Raw genomic sequence first — 17,173 nt, 5'->3', positions numbered from 1 at the left:
CCGGTCGGGAACGGAGTGCGATGATGACGAGCAGGCGGGAGACCCCGGCGCGCCGGAGGGCGGCAATCGCCGGTCTCGGGCTCACTGAGCTGGGCAAAGTCTACGGTCCGAGCGCGCGGCAGTTCGCCGCGCAGGCCGTCCGGCGGGCAGCCGCGGACGCCGGGATCGGGCTGTCCGACATCGACGGGCTGCTGGTGTCCGCCGGCACGACGCCCGGCGTGGACCTCAGCCTGCAAGTCGACTTGGGACTGCGCGACCTGCGCCTGTTCACCCAGATGCAGGCGTTCGGCTCGACGGCGGGCGCGATGGTGCAGTACGCCGCGATGGCCGTCGAAGCGGGCATGGCCGACACCGTGGCCTGCGTGTTCGCCGACGCGCCGCTCAAGGAGGGCAAAGCGACCGGCGCGGCCTACGGCGGACGGCGCACGACCCCGACCGGCTGGGGAAGCCTGCTGGGCTCCAGCGGTTTCGCCGGGCCGAACTCCTTCTACGCGCTCGCCGCGCGACGGCACATGAAGACTTACGGCACCACGAGCGAGCAGCTCGGCGCGATCGCGGTCGCGCAGCGCGCGTGGGCGGCGAAGAACCCGCTGGCACAGCTGCGGGATCCGATCACTCTGGCGGACCATCAAGCGTCGCGGTTCATCGCGGAACCGTTCCACCTGCTGGACTGCTGCCTGGTGTCGAACGGCGGCGCGGCCGTGATCGTGACGTCGGCCGAGCGGGCGAAAGAACTCGCCCAGCCCGCGGTGCAGGTGCTGGGCTGGGGACAAGCGCACCCGGGCAATTCCTTCCGCCGCAACGACAATCTCGGTCTCGTGAGCGGTGCGGCGCAGTCCGGCCCGGCGGCGATGGAGATGGCCGGAGTGACCATCGAGGACATCGACGTCGCCGAGATCTACGACTGCTACACCTTCACCGCTCTGCTCACCCTCGAGGACTACGGGTTCTGCGGCAAGGGCGAAGGCGGCGAGTTCGTCGCGACGCCGGGCATGCTCGGCCCGGACGGCAAGCTCGCGGTCAACACCGGCGGCGGCCAGCTGTCGTCCTACTACCTGTGGGGCATGACGCCGCTGTCCGAGGCGATCATCCAGGCCCGCGGCCAGGGCGGCGAACGCCAGGTGCCGAAGCACGACACCGTGCTGGTTTCGGGCAACGGCGGCATTCTGGACCACCACAGCACGCTCGTGCTCGGAACGGAGGCATGACAGTGCGGATCAACCCAGTCGCCCGCGACGAGGAGTCCGCGGCGTTCTTCGACGGCACCGCGGCCGGCGAGTTCCGGCTGCTGCGGCGGCGCGGTACCGGCGAGTACCTGGACCCGCGCACGGTCCCGGACCCCGACGACGATCTGGAGTGGACGGCCGCCGCCGGAACCGGCACGGTGGTGTCGTGGTCGGTGGTGCACAAGCGGGCGCGCGACGGCGGCGAGCCGGAGCGCGTGGTCGTCGGCATCGTGGAGCTGGCCGAGGGACCGTGGTGGTGGTGCCGGCTCGACGCCGACCCGGACGCGGACCTCTGGCAGCTGCCGGTGCGGGCAGTGTTCGTGCCCTCCGGTCCCGAATCTGACCACGAGAAGGTGCCGGTCTTCGCACCGGCGGAGGAGGACGGTCATGCCCGCTGACGCCCCGGCCGCGCTTGTCGAACAGCGCGGACACGTCCTGGTCGTCACGCTCAACCGGCCGCACGCGATGAACGCGGTCAACGCCGAGTTGAGCGAACTCGTCGGCACCGCGCTGGACCGGGCCGAACAGGACCCGGAAACGCGCGTCGTCGTGCTGACCGGCGCGGGGGAGCGCGCGTTCTGCGCCGGCGCCGACCTGAAAGCCGTGTCGCGGGGCGAATCGCTCGCCGCGCCCGGGCACGAGGAGTGGGGCTTCGCCGGCTACGTGCGGCACCCGATTTCCAAGCCGACGATCGCGGCGGTGAACGGATTCGCCCTCGGCGGCGGTACCGAACTCGCGCTGGCCAGCGACCTGGTGGTGGCGGCCGAATCGGCGAAATTCGGGCTGCCCGAGGTGAAACGCGGCCTGTTCGCCGCGGCGGGCGGGGTGTTCCGGCTGCCGCGGCAGATCCCGCAGAAGATCGCGATGGAGATGATGTTCACCGGCGAACCCCTGGACGCCGCCCGCGCGGCGGCGCTGGGGCTGGTGAACCACGTCGTCCCGGACGCCGGCGTGCTGACCGAGGCGCTGGCGCTGGCGGAGAAGATCGCCGCGAACGCGCCGCTCGCGGTGCAGGCCAGCAAACGCGTTGCACTGGGCATTGTGGACGGTGCGATCGCGGCCGACGACAGCGACTGGGACAACACTCGGGAGAACGCCGTCGGGGTCATGACGAGCGAGGACGTCCGCGAGGGAACCCTGGCGTTCGTCGAGAAGCGCGCGCCGGTCTGGCAGGCCAAGTAAGCGTTCTGTACTCGGGAAAACGCGCTCTGTGCGCATCGACCGGCACCCGCCGGGGTCGAGATCGTGGCAGACTCGGCAGATGCGCGGGTGGGGGGCGACGCCGTGGACGCGGGCGCCGAAAACGGGGTGGCGGCAACCAGCGGTCGTCGTGGCGGCGATCGCGGCGGCGGTGCTCGTCGCGTTGCCCGCGGCGGCAGTGGCGTTGTTCCTGTCGTCGGCCGGGAACGCGACGCTGCACGACCAGATGAGCCGGGCGTGCCAGTGGGCGGTCGGCGCGGAGTGGTCCGGCGGGCTGCCGATGTCCCAGCCGTACCCGGGCGCGACCGGACCGACCGGGAAGGCGCTCGACGACGCCCGGCTCGCCGTCGCCCGGGACGCGGCTCGCGAGGTGCCGCGGCTGTCCGGCGTGCGGTCGACGCTGACCAGCAGCGCGAAGGTCAACCCGGTCCGGCCGGGCTCGCCGAACCCCGAGCAGTCCGCGATGTGGCTGGTCGCCCAGGACGATTTCGCCGCGCACCTGCAGGTGCTGGAAGGCGGCAAGGGCCAGGGGATCTGGGTGCCGAGCCAGTTCGCGCGGGCGCGCGGGCTGCACGCGGGCGACCAGGTGGCGATCCAGGGCGGCTGGAGCCCGCGGACCGGGGTGCCGCCGGGAGCGCCGGTGGCGACGATGCCGGTCGCCGCGGTGTACCGCGACCTGCGCGAGCTGCCCGACCAGCCGTTCTGGTGCCATCTGCAGCCGCTGTACCGGCCGAATCCGCTGAGCGAGGCTCCGGTCTTCCCGGTGGGATTCGTGTCGCGGGACGCGCTGTTCGGGCTGACCCCGGCCGATTCGGGCGTCGGCAGCATGCTCGAAGCCTCGGTCGACCAGAACGGGCTGACCACCGCGAACGCACCCGACACGATCGCCGGGCTGGAACGGGTGCGCGAGCGCACCGAAAACACTCCCGAACTGTTCGCGCAGCGCGGCCGGATGCAGTTCACGTCGTCGCTGGGCGGCATCGCGGACCGCGCGGACCAGGTCGAATCCTCGCTCGCCGCGACGGTCGTGCCGATCGGCGTCGCCGGGTCGCTGACCGGGCTGGTCATTTCGGCGACGGTCGGGTCGTTCTGGGTCGAACGCCGCCGGGCCGAGCTGGCGGTGCTGTCCGCGCGCGGGGCGGGGCCGGGTGCGCTGGCCGGAAAAGCGTTGCTGGAGCTGGGTTCCATCGCACTGCTCGGCACGGTCGGCGGCTGGTTCGCCGCGCGCGGGCTGGTGAGCGCGCTGGGGCCGAGCCCGCTGGTGACGTCGTCCGCGCTCGGCTTTTCGATCGGCGGCGCGGCGGTGGCGTTCCTGGCGACGCTCGCCGGGATCGCCGGGTCGGTCGTCTTGCGCACGCGGGCGATGTTCGACGCGCGCACGTCGCGGATCCGGCATCTGCCGTGGGAAATCCTCCCGCTGGTCGCCGCGGTGGTCTGCTACTTCGCGCTCGGCGACGGCACGCAGACCGGGCTCGGCCAGGCGGGCTCGGTCGCGCGGATCCCGCCGCGGCTGATCGTCGTGCCGTTGCTGCTGGTGCTGGGCCTGGCGATGCTGGTGACCCGGGTCGTGCGGCTGACCCTGCCGCGCGTGCGAGCGGTGCGGCGGGAACGCGCGGTGGCGTTCCTGGCCTGGCGACGGCTGGCTTCGGCCCCCGCGGCGGCAGCCGTGCTGGTCGGAGCAACCGCGGTACCGGTGGCGCTGTCGATTTTCGCGACCACCGTCACCAGTTCCGTCCAGCGCACGCTCGCCGACGAGGGACAGCTCGTGGTCGGCTCGGACGTCGTGGTGCATCTGACCGGCCCCGCCGCGATCCCGCCCGGCCTCGCCGGGCAAGCCGCGCTGGTCGACCGCTACGACTCGGCATACCTGGGCAGCAAGACGGTGAACGTGCTCGGCGTCGACCCGGCGACGTTCGGCTCAGCCGCGTTCTGGGACGACCACCTCAGCGGGCCGACCCTGCCGGAGCTGCTGGACGAGCTGTCCGGCGACAATGCGGTCGGCATCATCGCCGGAGTCCCGGACGCACCCGCGCAGGCGACGCTGAGCATCGGCGGCAAAGACCTGCCGTTGCGCGTCATCACGGTGGCGCAGCTGCCCGGGAAGAGCGCCGGGTTCCCGGAATTGCTGCTGCGCAAGGACATTCTCGCCAAGTTCGCCGGAGAGAGCGTGCACCGCGAGCTGTGGGCGCGCGGCGATCCAGCGCAAGTGCTGCCGGAACTGGGCAAAGCCGGGGTTCCTGCCGGGACAGTGAGCCGCGCGACCGACGTCACCGCGCACGGCGTGTACGGCGGAGTCACTTACACCTTCGCGTTCTTGACCGCAGTGTCCGCTTTGGTCGGTGTCGTAGTCCTAGTTGGACTGTTGTTGTATCTCAACGCCCGGGCTCGCGCGCGCCGCGGAGCGTATGTCCTCTTGCGACGGATGGGCATCACCTCGGGCGCGCATTGGCGAGCGCTTGCGTACGAAGTCGGCGGGTTGCTGGCGGCCGGATTCGCTTTGGGCGTCGGGTTCGCGGCCGTCGCGGTCTCGGTGACTTACGAGGGTTACGACCTCGATCCGGCGACGCCGCCTGGCACCGTGATCCCAGTGCCGTGGGGACCGGGTGGGCAATTGCTGCTCGCGGCGGTGGTCGTCGCGCTTGTCGTTACTTATGCGGCCCAACGCGCGGCTGCGCGGGCACTGCCTTCGGAGGTGTTGCGTGACACTGCCTGATGCTGTCCGGGGTACCGGTTTGACGCACAGCTATCGCACCGCCGGTCGTTCGCTGACCGCTCTGCACGAGGTGTCGATCGCCGCCGCACACGGCCGGATCACCGCGCTGGTCGGCCCCTCTGGCTCCGGCAAATCGACCTTGCTGCGTCTCTTGGCGTGCCTGGAACGACCGGACGAGGGCCGAGTGGAGGTCGGCGGCACCGACGTCACCGCGTTGTCCGCGCGAGCGCGCCGGGCGGTGCGGCGACGGCGGATCGGTTACGTCTTCCAGAATCCCGTCGACAATCTGCTGGATTACCTGACAGTGCAAGAACATCTGGAGCTGGCCGCGAAAATGCGCGGCACGGGACTTTCCCTGGCCTTGCTGGAGCGGCTGGGTCTGGACCACCGCCGAGGCCACCGCCCGCGTCAGCTTTCCGGCGGTGAGCAGCAACGAACCGCGCTGGCCTTCGCTGCGGTTGGCGACCCGGATGCGGTGCTGGCGGACGAGCCGACTGCGCAGTTGGACCGTTCGTCGGCCGGGTTGGTGGCGGAGGCTTTTCGCGCGCTGGCGGAGTCGGGGCAGACCGTGGTGGTCGCGACGCACGACCCGGTGCTGGCCGAGGCGGCGGACGATGTGGTGGAGCTGGTGGACGGGAGAGTCCGGTGAGTGCGCTGCTCAGCGTGTCCGACGTAAGCCGTTCGCACGGCGGGATGCCGGTGCTGCGGCACACGAGCCTGGAGCTGGCGGCGGGCGAACTGGTCGCGCTGACCGGTCCGTCGGGCTCGGGGAAAAGCACGCTGCTGATGATCGCGGGCGGCTGGGACAAGCCGGACAGCGGGACCGTCACCGCGCATCCGCCGATGCCGGACCTGCCGGTTTCGGAACAGCCGTGGCACGCGCTGGCTTTCGTGCCGCAGTCGATCGCGCTCTTCGAGGAGTTGACGGTCGCGGACAACCTGGCGTTCGCCGCGCGGACCGCGGTGGAGCCGCCGGATCAGTCGAAACTGCTGGAAACCCTGGACCTCGCGAAGCTGGCGGATCGGCTGCCGGGCGAGGTTTCGCGCGGGGAGCAGCAACGGGGCGCGGTGGCGCGGGCTTTGGCGGCGGGTCCGCTGGTGCTGCTGGCGGACGAGCCGACGTCGCATCAGGACCGTGCGCACGCCGAGATGGTGCTGACGGCTTTGCGCCGGGCAGCGGATCGCGGGACGGCGGTTGTGGTGGCGTCCCACGATCCGCTGCTGGCCGGGCACGCGGACCGGGTGGTGACGGTCGGCGAGTGAGTCAGTCCACTTTGGACGGATGCCGCGCGAGCGCGGTCACCTGGATGTCCATGTACGGGAACAGCGGCAGGTTCGACAGGATCTGGTGCAGCTCGTCGTGGTCGGCGACGTCCAGCACCGAGTAGTTCGCGTACTCCCCGGCGATCCGCCAGATGTGCGGCCATTTCCCGCTGCGCTGCAGCTGCTGGCTGTACTCCTTCTCGCGCGCGATGAGGGCGTCGCGGACCGCCGGGTCCAGGTCCGGGGGAATGCGGACGTCCATCCGCACGTGGTAAAGCATGGTTCTCCGATCGAATCAGGCCGGGTCGAGGACGAAGTTGTACTCGATCGTCTCGCCGTTGTCCGCGGGCTTCGGGTCGAGCAGCAGTTCCGGCTTCACCGCGGACGCGATGTCGTCGTCGTTGTGCTCGTCGCCCGGGAAGTACAGCTGCGCGGTGAGCAGTTCGTGGCCCGGCGCGGACACCTTGACGTGCAGGTGCGCCGGACGCCACGCGTGCCAGCCCGCCGCCGCGATCAGTTTGCCGCAGGCGCCGTCGGTCGGGATCTGGTACGGCGCGGGCCGCACGGTGTGGATTTCGAAGCGGCCCTCGTCGTCGGTGGTGAAGGTGCCGCGCAGGTTCCACTCCGGGATGTCCGGCGCGAACTGCGAGTACAGCCCGTCCGCGTCCGCGTGCCACAGTTCGACCTTCGCGCCGCCCAGTGCCGCGCCGGTGGTCGAGGTGACCTGTCCGGTCCAGGTGAGCGGCGTGCCCGGCTCGTTTTCGCGCGAGGGAACCGAACCGCGCGCGCCCTGCTCGGGGGCGTCCGGCACGTAGTAGGGGCCTTCGATGGTGCCCTTGTTGCCCTTGCGGTGCTCGGTGGCGACGTCCTCGACGACATGCTCGACCCAGACGTCCAGGAACAGCGGCCATTCGCCGTCCTCGCCGACGCTGATCAGCCACGATTTGAGGGCGTTGTACTCCTCGTAGGTCACCTTGTGCTTGCGGATGGTCGCGTGCACGGCCTCCAGCACCTCGCGGGCGAGCAGGCTGACCCGTTCCTTCGGGGTGCCCGCGACGCCGGCGAGCTTGTCGCTCTTGAACCGTTCGGTGGCGTTGGCTCCGGACGCGGCGGCGGTGGGGGAATGCGTGGCAGTCATGAATCCTCCTTGATCCATCGGGGGTTTCCGGCTCAGCGGTCTTGCCGGTAGTGCCGGAGCTTGCCGGGGTCGAGTGCGGCGCCGAGGCCGGCGCCGGGGCGGATGACCAGTTCGCCGTCCGCGATGCACAGCGGTTCGGCGAGCAGGTCGTCGGTCATGTCGAGGAAGTTGGACAGTTCGCCGGGACGGCGCGACGTCAGCTCGTACGCCGATCCGAACGCGACAGTGCACAGTGAACCGATCTGGCCGTCGATCTGGTTGCCCATCACGACTTCCAGCCCGAGGCCCTCCGCGAGGTGGTGCGTGCGCTGCGAACGCGTGAAGCCGGTGCGGGCGGTCTTGATGCTGATCGCGGTGGCCGACCCGCCGAGGATCTCGCGGGTCACGTCGGCCGGGGTCACCGCGGATTCGTCGGCGATGAACGGAACGTCCAATTGCGACACGAGCCAGCGGCGGCCGAGCACGTCGTCGGCGGGGCACAGTTCCTCGGCGTACAGCAGGTCGAGGTCGGCCATTTCCCGCATCGCACGGGCGGATTCCGCGGCCGTCCAGCCCCGGTTGCCGTCCACGTACAGGTCGACCTCGGCGCCGAAGCGCTCCCGCAACGCGCGGACCACCGCGGTGTCGAGGGAAACCGGACGGCGGCCGACCTTCACTTTGAACGTCGTGATGCCGTAGCTGTCGCGAATCCGTTCCGCCTCGGCGACCATCGCGGCAGGCTCGTCGAAGCCGAGCATGTGCGACACCTTCATGCGGTCGGTGTAGCCGCCGAGCAGTTCGGTGACCGAGACGTCGAGGCTTTGCCCGAGCGCGTCCCAGATCGCCATGTCCACAGCGGACTTCGCGGCCGGGTTGCCGACCGTGCGCCCGAGCCGCGCGTGCACGGTCTCGCGTTCGAGCAGGCTCAGGCCCACTACCTGAGGGGCGAACACGGTCTCGATGACGGCCACGATCCCGGCTTGCGTCTCGCCGTAGGTGAACGGCCGGGGCGGTGCCTCGGCAACGCCGACCACGCCGTCGTCGGTGTGCACGCGGACCAGCACGTGCTCGGCCGTGTGCACTTCGCCGGAAGCGAAACGCAGCGGTTTGCGGTAGGGGATGGCGAACGGGATCGCCTCCACCCGGGTGATCTTCATCGTGTCCTCCCTGACACGGGCACTTCGACGGGGAACAGCTCGCCGAGCGCGTCGAGCACGGCCGGGACCAGTGCCGAGGCCCGGTCGCGGTGCCAGGCGAGCGCGAGCTGGACGGTGGCCGCCCCGGCGAGGTCGCGGAACACGACCCCGGCCAGCGGCAGCGCCCGCGCGGACGCGGGGACGACGCCGACGCCGAGACCGCCGGCGACGAGCGCGAGCAGCACCGCGGTGCCGGCCGCTTCGTGCTCGCGTTGCGGGGTGAATCCGGCGTCGCGGCAACTGCGCAGGACCGCTTCGTTGACGACGGAATAGCTGGCCGGATAGGTGACGAAAGCTTCGGCGCGCAGATCGCTCATCGCCACGACCGGTTCCACCGCGAGCCGGTGGTCGGCCGGGACGGCGAGCACGAGCGGCTCGGTCTCGACGATGCGCAGGTCGAGGTCTCCGTCGGTGACCGGCGGACGCAGCACGCCGATGTCGAGGGTGCCGTCGCGCAGCTGTTCGCACTGCTCGCCGGTGAGCAGGTCGGCGTGCACCTCGAGTTCGACCTCGGGCAGCCGGTGCTGCAGCGCGCGGGCGACCTGCGGCAGGTGCGACAGCGCGGCGGTGCCGGTGAAGCCGATCCGGGCGAGGCCGCGGCGGCCGTCGGCGATGCGCCGGGCTCCGCGCGCGCCCGCCTCGACGGCGTCCAGGATCCGCTGGGCCTCGGCCAGGAAGAACCGGCCCGCCGGGGTGACCTGCACCTGCCGCGTCGTGCGGCTGAGCAGGGCGACGCCGAGCTCGTCCTCCAGCTGCCGGATCGCGTGGGAAAGCGCGGGCTGGGCGAGGTGCAGGCGTTCGGCGGCGCGGCCGAAGTGGCAGGTCTCGGCGACGGCGGCGAAGTACCGCAGGTGGCGCAGTTCCATCGGGCTGCCTCCTCACCGGCTCCTCGCGTGGTCCCGCTCACCGTAAGTTCCGGCATTGAGTGAAGACAAGGAGCGATTTACGTGCGATTGATAAACGGAATCGAATAATCACACCCTAGGTCAGGACTGGGTCTTGCCCTGGTGTGGCGGCGGCCACGGGCTGGCACAGTGCGGTAAACGCCCTGCTCAGGAGCCGATCAGTGCAGATCAGAGGCCCGTTGGAGGAGTCATGACCGAGACGCTGGACCACGCCGCTTCCGTAGTCGCGGACGCCGTGGTGGAGGACCCGGAGGCGGGCGTCTACCGCGCGAACCGCCGGATCTTCACCGACGAGGAGATCTTCGAACTCGAGATGAAGCACATCTTCGAGGGCAACTGGATCTACCTCGCGCACGAGAGCCAGCTGCCGAACCCCGGCGACTACTTCACCACCACGATCGGCCGCCAGCCCGTCGTCGTCACCCGGGACAAGGCAGGCGAACTGCACTGCCTGATCAACGCGTGCGCGCACCGCGGCGCGATGATCTGCCGGCGCAAACGCGACAACCGGCCGACGCTGACCTGCCCGTTCCACGGCTGGACTTTCCGCAACGACGGCAAGCTGCTCAAGGTCAAGGACCCGGACGGCGCCGGCTACCCGGAGTCGTTCGACACCGGCGGTTCGCACGACCTGACGAAGGTCGCCCGCTTCGAGTCCTACCGCGGGTTCCTGTTCGGCAGCCTCAACCCGGACGTGCTGCCGCTGACCGAGCATCTCGGCGACGCCACGAAGGTGATCGACATGCTCGTGGACCAGTCGCCGGAGGGGCTTGAAGTACTGCGCGGGGCCTCCACGTATACCTACGACGGCAACTGGAAGGTCCAGGCGGAAAACGGCGCGGACGGCTACCACGTCACCGCGACGCACTGGAATTACGCGGCCACCACGGCCCGGCGCAACACCGGCGAATCGGCGAACGACACCAAGACCCTCGACGCCGGGTCGTGGGGCAAGTCCGGCGGCGGCTACTGGTCGTTCCCGCACGGGCACCTGTGCCTGTGGACCTGGGCGGGCAATCCGCAGGACCGGCCGCTGTGGCCGCGGATGGCGGAGCTGAAGGAGCGCTACGGCGACGCCAAGGGCGAGTTCATGGTGCGCGGCTCCCGGAACCTCTGCGTGTATCCCAACGTGTACCTGATGGACCAGTTCTCGACGCAGATCCGGCATTTCCGCCCGATCGCGCCGGACAAGACCGAGGTCACCATTTACTGCATCGCGCCGAAGGGCGAGAGCGCCGAATCGCGGGCGTGGCGGATCCGGCAGTACGAGGACTTCTTCAACGCCTCCGGCATGGCGACGCCGGACGACCTGGAGGAATTCCGGTCCTGCCAGCTCACCTTCCGCGCGACGGCCGCGCCGTGGAACGACATGAGCCGCGGCGCGCGGCACTGGCTCACCGGACCGGACGAGGTCGCGTCGTCGCTGGGGCTGGACGGGGTCGTGTCGGCCGGGCAGAAGAACGAGGACGAGGGCCTTTATCCGGTGCAGCACGGGTATTGGCAGGAAACCATGCGCGCGGCGATCGCCCGCGAGCAGGCCGTTCGAGGAGAAGCCCGATGACCGCCGCCGCCGAGAAGACCATCACCCAGCACGACGTCGAACAGTTCCTCTACCGCGAGGCGCGGTACCTGGACGACCGCGAGTTCGAGAAGTGGCTGGACTGCTACGCCGACGACGTCGTGTACTGGATGCCTTCCTGGGGCGACGACGATCTGCTCACCGAGGACCCGCAGCGCGACATTTCGCTGATCTACTACCCGAACAAGGGCGGGCTCGAGGACCGGGTGTTCCGGATCCGCACCGAACGCTCGAGCGCGACGTCCCTTCCGGAACCGCGGACGAGCCACAACATCGCCAACGTCGAACTGATCGAGCGGCACGGCGATCTGGTGGACGTGCGGTTCAACTGGCACACGATGTATTTCCGGTACAACACGGTCGACCCGTATTACGGGACTTCGTTCTACACCGTCGATTTTTCCGGTCCGTCGCCGCTGATCCGGCGGAAGACCGTGGTGCTCAAGAACGATTACATCCACCACGTCGTCGACGTGTACCACTTCTGAGCGGAGGCGGTCATGAACCACCGGATCGCTCTGTCCTTTGAGGACGGCGTCACTCGCTTCGTCACCTGTGCGGCGGACCAGACGGTCGCGGACGCGTCGTACCGGCAGCGCATCAACATTCCGCTCGACTGCCGCGACGGCGCGTGCGGAACCTGCAAGGCGTTCTGCGAATCGGGGGAGTACGAGGGCGGGTCTTATCTCGAAGACGCGTTGAGCGCGGACGAGGCGGAGCGCGGCTATGTCCTGCCGTGCAGCATGAAGCCGAAGTCCGATCTGGTGCTGCAGATCGCGAGCACGTCGGCGGTCGCGAAGACGCAGGCCGCCGAGCATCACGGAACTCTCGTCGCGCTGGAACGGCTTTCGCCGACGACGATGTCGCTGACCGTCGAGATCAGCGATCGGGACCGGCTCGCGTTTCTGCCGGGCCAGTACGTGAACATCACTGTCCCGGGGACCGAGGTGACGCGGTCGTATTCGTTCAGCAACGCGCCTGACGACAAGCGGCTGACCTTTCTGGTGAAGCTCAGCCCGGGCGGCGTCATGTCGGATTACCTGACCGGGCGGGCGAAATCCGGCGACGAACTGACTTTCACCGGCCCGCACGGGAGTTTCTTCCTGCGCGAGACGGACCGGCCGGTGCTGCTGCTGGCCGGAGGCACCGGGCTCGCGCCGATCCTGTCCATTGTGCGCACTATGCGCGATTCCGGCGTGACCCGGCCGGCGCATCTCGTGTACGGCGTCAGCACCGACGACGACCTGGTCGAGACCGCGACGCTGGACAAGCTCGCCGCCGAGGTTCCGGGCCTGACCTGGGACTACTGCGTGTCGGATCCGGGGAGCGCCGCGCCGAACAAGGGTTACGTGACCACGCTGATCCGGGACGAGCACCTGCACGGCGGGGATGTCGCGGTGTACCTGTGCGGCCCGCCGCCGATGGTGGAGGCGGTGCGCGGGCATTTCGCGTCCGCCGGGTTCGAGCCGACCGGGTTCTACTACGAGAAGTTCGCGCTGGCGGCGCCAGTCCGGGCGCCTGAGATCCCAGTCGAGCCGGTTGTCGCGGCACTGCCGGAACCTGAACCGGAGCTGGAGTTCGTCGCGGGCCGCGCGCTGGCCGGGCAGGAGCTGTTCCCGGAGGTCGAATTGGCCCCGCTGCGGGCCGGAGCGGTGTTGTCCGCGGCGGAAGAAGCGCGAGTCGCGCGCACGATCGCGGGCCAGGAAATGCTGCCTGCGGCCGAGGAAACGCCGGGCGAGTACGAAATCGGCGAGGAACACCCGTCGGTGCACGAATCGGACGCCGTTTTCGAGGCCAGGCAAGCCCTTGAACTGGGTGCGCTCGAACTGACCATCGGACGGCTGACCTCGGGCCAGCTCGCCGGGTACCGGCTGCTCGCCGAGTCGACCGTGCCCTATGTGGACGGTGACCGGTTCCTGGACGCCGCCGCCTACACCGAAACCAACGCGGCGTTCCACGACTACCTGTTCACGCTCACCGGCAACGAGCACCTGCTGCAGGCATATCAGGCGCTCGGCGTGAAGGGCCACATGGCCGAGACGCTGCGCAACGCGACCTGGTGCCATCCGCGATGCACGCAAGACCACCTGGACCTGGTCGCCGCGTTCGAATCTGGGGACCGGGCGACCGCGCGAAGGCTGGTCGCCGAGCACGCGGAACGGTCGAAGGTCACCACCCGGCGGGCGATGGGCGGCGCGGCGGCGGGACCGAAATTCCTGTCGCCGGGGCGGTTCGCGGGCAAGGTCGTGGTGGTCACCGGGGCCGCGCAGGGGATCGGCGAGGCGACCGCCCGGCGGATCGCCGCGGAGGGCGGCGCGCTGGTGCTCGCCGACCGGTCCGGCCTGGTCAGCGGGCTTGCCGACGAGCTGCCCGAGGCCGCCGCGGTGGTCGCGGACCTGGAGACCTGGGCGGGCGCGCAGGCGGTCGCGGAAGCCGCGCTGGCCCGGTTCGGCCGGATCGACGTGCTGGTGAACAACGTCGGCGGCGCGCTGCGGTTCAAGCCGTTCACCGAGTTCGGCCCGGACGAGATCGAGGCCGAACTGCGCCGGTCCTTGCTGACCACGCTGTTCTCCTGCCGGGCCGCGCTGCCGTCGATGGCGCAGCGGGGCGGCGGGGTGATCGTGAACGTGTCGTCGGCGGCCACCCGGGGCATCCACCGGATCCCGTATTCGGCGGCGAAGGGCGGGATCAACGCACTGACCGCGTCGCTGGCGTTCGAATACGCCGACGCGGGCATCCGCGTGGTCGCGACCGCGCCGGGCGGCACCGAGGCCCCGCCGCGGCGGATCCCGCGCGGCGGCCCCGATCCGGCCACCGACCAGGAACGAGAGTGGTTCCAGGCGCACATCGACCAGACTGTCGGGTCGTCATTGCTCAAGCGGTACGGCACCCTGGACGAGCAGGCCGCGGCGATCGCGTTCCTGGCCTCGGACGAGGCCTCGTACGTCACCGGCACCGTCCTGCCCGTGGCCGGGGGCGATCCCGGCTGACGGAGGCATTCGGCGAAGCGGGGAGGACCGTGACGACCGCGGCGGAGGAGCTGGCCGGCCTGCTGTCCCGGGCAGGACGCGCCGTGCTGCTGTGCGGTCCGGCCGGGTCCGGGCGCACCACGCTGGCGCGGCGGGCCGCCGACGCGTTCCCCGGACCGGTGCTCCTGGCGACCGCGGCCGAATGGGAGAGCGACAGCGCGTTCGCCGTACTGCGGCAGCTGTTCCCGGACCTGTCGACCGATGGCGGGCCGCTGCCGCTTGCCGGACGGATCGCGGCGGAGTTGGTGCCCGGGACGTTGCTGGTGATCGACGACGCGCAACTGGCCGATGTGGACTCCGTGCGGACGCTGTCGTCGTTGCTGCGACGCCATCCGGCGACGCGGGCGACGGTCCTGCTCACTGTCGCGACCGGCGATTCTCGCGCTCGTGCGGACGTTCTGGAGCTGCTTGCCCGGATGTCCGGCGACGAGGTGCGCGTTCCGCCGCTTGACGCCGCGGAAGTGTCCGAATTGGCCTCGGCGCGCGGCATCGCCTTGCACCCGACGATGGCTGAACGATTGTGCCGCCACACTCTTGGCCGGCCGCGCAATGTCGTGCAGCTGCTGACCGAAGTTCCGCGTACGACGTGGGCGGGGTTCGATCCGAATCTGCCCGCACCGGCCGCGGTCGCCGCTTCGGTCCGCGAACGGGTCTCGCGGCTTTCCCCTGCGGCGGAACGGTTTGTCGCGGCCGCCGCGGTGCTCGGCACTGGTGCGGCGGTGCGGTCGGTGGCGTCGCTGGCCGATCTCGACGGCGATCCGTTGCCGGTGCTGGACGAGGCGTGTGCGGCGCGGCTGGTCGAACTCGCGCCGCGCGGACTCGCCGAGGTGGGGCCGCCGGATCCGATGGTTCGCGCGGCGGTGCTCGCCGGGCTGGGTCCGGAACGACGGTCGAAGCTGCAGCGGCGGGCGGCGGAACTGGTCGAGGATCCGGCGCGGAGCTTGCGATTGCTGGTCGCAGCCAGCCCGGTGCCGGACGCGAGTGTCGCGGATCGGCTCGACGCGCTGGCGGTCGAGCGGGCCGCGGCCGGGGCGTGGGGGACGGCCGCGGTGCTGCTCAATGACGCCGGGCGGCTTACCGAGGATGCCGAGCTGCGCCAGGCCCGGATCACCCGGGCTGTCGATGCGCTGATCGGTGCTGGCGATGTGTTCCGGGCGGCTGCGCTGGCTCCGGAAGTCGAGAGCGTGCGCGAGACGCCGCTGCGGGACGCGGTGCTGGGTTATCTGGCGGTGGTGCGGGGTCGAGCCGCGGAAGCTGGCGGACGGCTGAGCCGGGCGTGGGATATCGTCAACGCCTCGCGGGATCCGGAGACGGCCGCGTTGATATGTCAGCGGTACGTGCTTGACGCGCTTTGCCGGTACTCGGCGGAGGACCTCGTGCGGTGGGCGGATCGGGCTCTTGAACTGGCGGTGCCGGAGACTCCGGCCGCGGTGGAGGCGGCGGCGATCCGGGGTCTCGGGCTCGCTGCTTCGGGGCGGGCCAAGCAGGCTCGGCGGGATTACACACAATTGGCTGAGCGGATCCGGCATGGCGCGCAGGCGCAGCGGATCGTGATGGCGCGGGGATGGCTGAATCTGCTCACCGATCGGATCGACGACGCGCGAGTGGATCTGGAAAGTGCTGTGCCCACTAGTTATTTAGGCGGTTCGGCGCGGATTTCCTTGTGGGCGCAGGCTTGGCTGGCGCGGACATTGTTCCTGAGCGGAGAATGGGACGACGCTCTGCGGGTGGTTCGGGAAGCGCTTGTGCTGGTGGACCGGACGGGAATTGTGCTTACCGCGCCTTTGCTGCATTGGACTTCCGCCGCGGTGCACGCGTTGCGCGGGGATCAGGCGCGGGCGGAGGAGGCGTTGCTGGCTTGTGCTTCCGGGCCGCAGGATTACGAGATCATGCGGATTCCTGCTTTGCTGGCTCGGGCGCAAGTTGCGGAGGCGGCCGCGGATTCTGCTGGGGTTTTGCGGGCGTTGCATCCGTTGACGCGGTTGTCGTTGCCTGCTTCGGTGGATGAGCCGGGGCATTGGCCTTGGCATGATCTGTACGCGCATGCCTTGGTCCTTAGTGGACGGTCTGACGAGGCGGATGCGTTTTTTGCTCCGCATGAGCGGGCTGCGGGGAAGCGGGAGCATGCTTCGGCTCGGGCTCGGCTTGCTGCTGCGCGGGGGCGGTTGCTGGGGGCGCGGAATGATCATGTCGGGGCGGTGGCGGCGTTTGATGCTGCGGTGGAGATGATTTCGGGGTTGCCGTTGCGGTATGACCAGGCTCGGATCGCGTTCGCATACGGACAGACGTTGCGGCGGTTAGGTCGGCGGGCTCGGGCGGATACGCAACTGGTTGCTGCTCGGGACGGGTTCGCTTCTTTGGGGGCGGTTACGTATGTGGCTCGGTGTGAGCGGGAGTTGCGGGCCGGTGGGGTGCATTTGCCGCGGGGTGGGGTGGATTCCTTGACGCCGCAGGAGGAAGCGGTGGCGCGGATGGTGGCTCGGGGGCAGTCGAATCGGGAGGTGGCTGCGGAGTTGTTTTTGTCGGTGAAGACTGTGCAGTATCACTTGACGCGGATTTACGCGAAGCTGGGGATTCGGGGGCGGACTGAGTTGGCTGTGTTGCGGTCTGGGGAGGAGGGGTAGTCCTTTCTCGTCGCCTGGCGGCGACATCGGTCCTTGGTTGCGTGGGGCACCCCGAAGCCCAATTGTGCTGACGGGCGGTGGGTGCTTGTCAAGGCGGGAAAGATGCCTTGACAAGCCACCCCGAACCGTCAGCACTGAGGTTTCCCCCGGGTGCCGGTCACCGGGTTTATGCCGCGTGGGCGTGGTGGTGATGATAGTTCAGGCGGGTTTCGTGGGGTGTGCGGTAGTCGAGGGTGGAGTGCAGGCGGTGGTGGTTGTAGTAGGCGAGGTAGGCGAAAACCGCTTGCCTGGCTTGGTGTCGGGTGGTCCAGGAGCGGGTGC

Annotated in this window: 14 protein-coding genes; 10 read left to right on the top strand and 4 right to left on the bottom strand. The window is 70.0% G+C overall.

Annotated features, from left to right (window positions below; genetic code table 11):
* The first annotated feature begins 23 nt into the window (after nucleotides 1–23).
* From PUT80_RS35985 to PUT80_RS35960, 6 genes are all read left to right on the top strand, one after another.
* On the top strand, nucleotides 24–1,208 hold the full coding sequence (locus PUT80_RS35985) for a thiolase family protein (protein ID WP_043835779.1): 1,185 nt from the start codon (nucleotides 24–26) through the stop codon (nucleotides 1,206–1,208).
* Complete coding sequence (locus PUT80_RS35980; protein WP_134667710.1) at nucleotides 1,205–1,624, top strand: OB-fold domain-containing protein; 420 nt, start codon at nucleotides 1,205–1,207, stop codon at nucleotides 1,622–1,624. The genes PUT80_RS35985 and PUT80_RS35980 overlap by 4 nt, the downstream gene beginning before the upstream one ends.
* Nucleotides 1,614–2,408: a crotonase/enoyl-CoA hydratase family protein gene (locus PUT80_RS35975; protein ID WP_238605485.1), complete on the top strand. Its 795-nt coding sequence runs from the start codon at nucleotides 1,614–1,616 to the stop codon at nucleotides 2,406–2,408. Before PUT80_RS35980 ends, PUT80_RS35975 begins: the two co-directional genes overlap by 11 nt.
* Nucleotides 2,409–2,487: 79 nt before the next feature.
* Nucleotides 2,488–5,139: an ABC transporter permease gene (locus tag PUT80_RS35970; protein ID WP_275294804.1), complete on the top strand. Its 2,652-nt coding sequence runs from the start codon at nucleotides 2,488–2,490 to the stop codon at nucleotides 5,137–5,139.
* Nucleotides 5,126–5,788, top strand: a complete 663-nt coding sequence (locus tag PUT80_RS35965) for an ABC transporter ATP-binding protein (RefSeq protein ID WP_240691275.1) — start codon at nucleotides 5,126–5,128, stop codon at nucleotides 5,786–5,788. Before PUT80_RS35970 ends, PUT80_RS35965 begins: the two co-directional genes overlap by 14 nt.
* Entirely contained in the window at nucleotides 5,785–6,402 is a 618-nt protein-coding gene (locus PUT80_RS35960; protein ID WP_275294803.1) for an ABC transporter ATP-binding protein, read from the top strand. The genes PUT80_RS35965 and PUT80_RS35960 overlap by 4 nt, the downstream gene beginning before the upstream one ends.
* A 1-nt stretch (nucleotide 6,403) precedes the next feature.
* Here the strand turns inward: PUT80_RS35960 and catC are convergent, their stop codons facing one another.
* The 4 genes from catC to PUT80_RS35940 are packed head-to-tail and all read right to left on the bottom strand — an operon-like array spanning nucleotide 6,404 to nucleotide 9,581.
* Nucleotides 6,404–6,682: a muconolactone Delta-isomerase gene (gene catC, locus PUT80_RS35955; RefSeq protein WP_037812322.1), complete on the bottom strand. Its 279-nt coding sequence runs from the start codon at nucleotides 6,680–6,682 to the stop codon at nucleotides 6,404–6,406.
* 15 nt (nucleotides 6,683–6,697) lie between these two features.
* On the bottom strand, nucleotides 6,698–7,540 hold the full coding sequence (gene catA / locus PUT80_RS35950) for a catechol 1,2-dioxygenase (RefSeq protein ID WP_037812320.1): 843 nt from the start codon (nucleotides 7,538–7,540) through the stop codon (nucleotides 6,698–6,700).
* 32 nt (nucleotides 7,541–7,572) lie between these two features.
* Entirely contained in the window at nucleotides 7,573–8,676 is a 1,104-nt protein-coding gene (locus tag PUT80_RS35945) for an enolase C-terminal domain-like protein (protein ID WP_037812318.1), read from the bottom strand.
* Nucleotides 8,673–9,581, bottom strand: coding sequence for a LysR substrate-binding domain-containing protein (locus PUT80_RS35940; RefSeq protein WP_275294802.1), 909 nt, complete (start codon nucleotides 9,579–9,581; stop codon nucleotides 8,673–8,675). The genes PUT80_RS35945 and PUT80_RS35940 overlap by 4 nt, the downstream gene beginning before the upstream one ends.
* A 229-nt stretch (nucleotides 9,582–9,810) precedes the next feature.
* Here PUT80_RS35940 and benA point away from each other — a divergent pair, with 229 nt between their 5' ends.
* Genes benA through PUT80_RS35920 form a run of 4 tightly spaced genes read left to right on the top strand, consistent with a single transcriptional unit; the run spans nucleotide 9,811 to nucleotide 16,852 of the window.
* The gene (gene benA, locus PUT80_RS35935) at nucleotides 9,811–11,181 is read left to right on the top strand and encodes a benzoate 1,2-dioxygenase large subunit (protein WP_275294801.1); all 1,371 of its coding nucleotides are present in this window, start codon (nucleotides 9,811–9,813) and stop codon (nucleotides 11,179–11,181) included.
* Nucleotides 11,178–11,687, top strand: coding sequence for a benzoate 1,2-dioxygenase small subunit (gene benB / locus PUT80_RS35930; RefSeq protein ID WP_275294800.1), 510 nt, complete (start codon nucleotides 11,178–11,180; stop codon nucleotides 11,685–11,687). The genes benA and benB overlap by 4 nt, the downstream gene beginning before the upstream one ends.
* Nucleotides 11,688–11,699: 12 nt before the next feature.
* Nucleotides 11,700–14,189, top strand: coding sequence for a benzoate 1,2-dioxygenase electron transfer component BenC (benC, locus tag PUT80_RS35925; protein ID WP_275294799.1), 2,490 nt, complete (start codon nucleotides 11,700–11,702; stop codon nucleotides 14,187–14,189).
* A gap of 29 nt (nucleotides 14,190–14,218) precedes the next feature.
* Nucleotides 14,219–16,852, top strand: a complete 2,634-nt coding sequence (locus tag PUT80_RS35920; RefSeq protein ID WP_275294798.1) for a LuxR C-terminal-related transcriptional regulator — start codon at nucleotides 14,219–14,221, stop codon at nucleotides 16,850–16,852.
* Nucleotides 16,853–17,173 lie beyond the last annotated feature (321 nt).

The sequence above is a fragment of the Amycolatopsis sp. La24 genome (genome assembly GCF_029087445.1).
In the GTDB taxonomy this organism is placed as follows: Bacteria; Actinomycetota; Actinomycetes; order Mycobacteriales; family Pseudonocardiaceae; genus Amycolatopsis; species Amycolatopsis nivea.
Note: the sequence above shows the minus strand (reverse complement) of the source record. Positions and strands in the feature narration are given on the sequence as shown.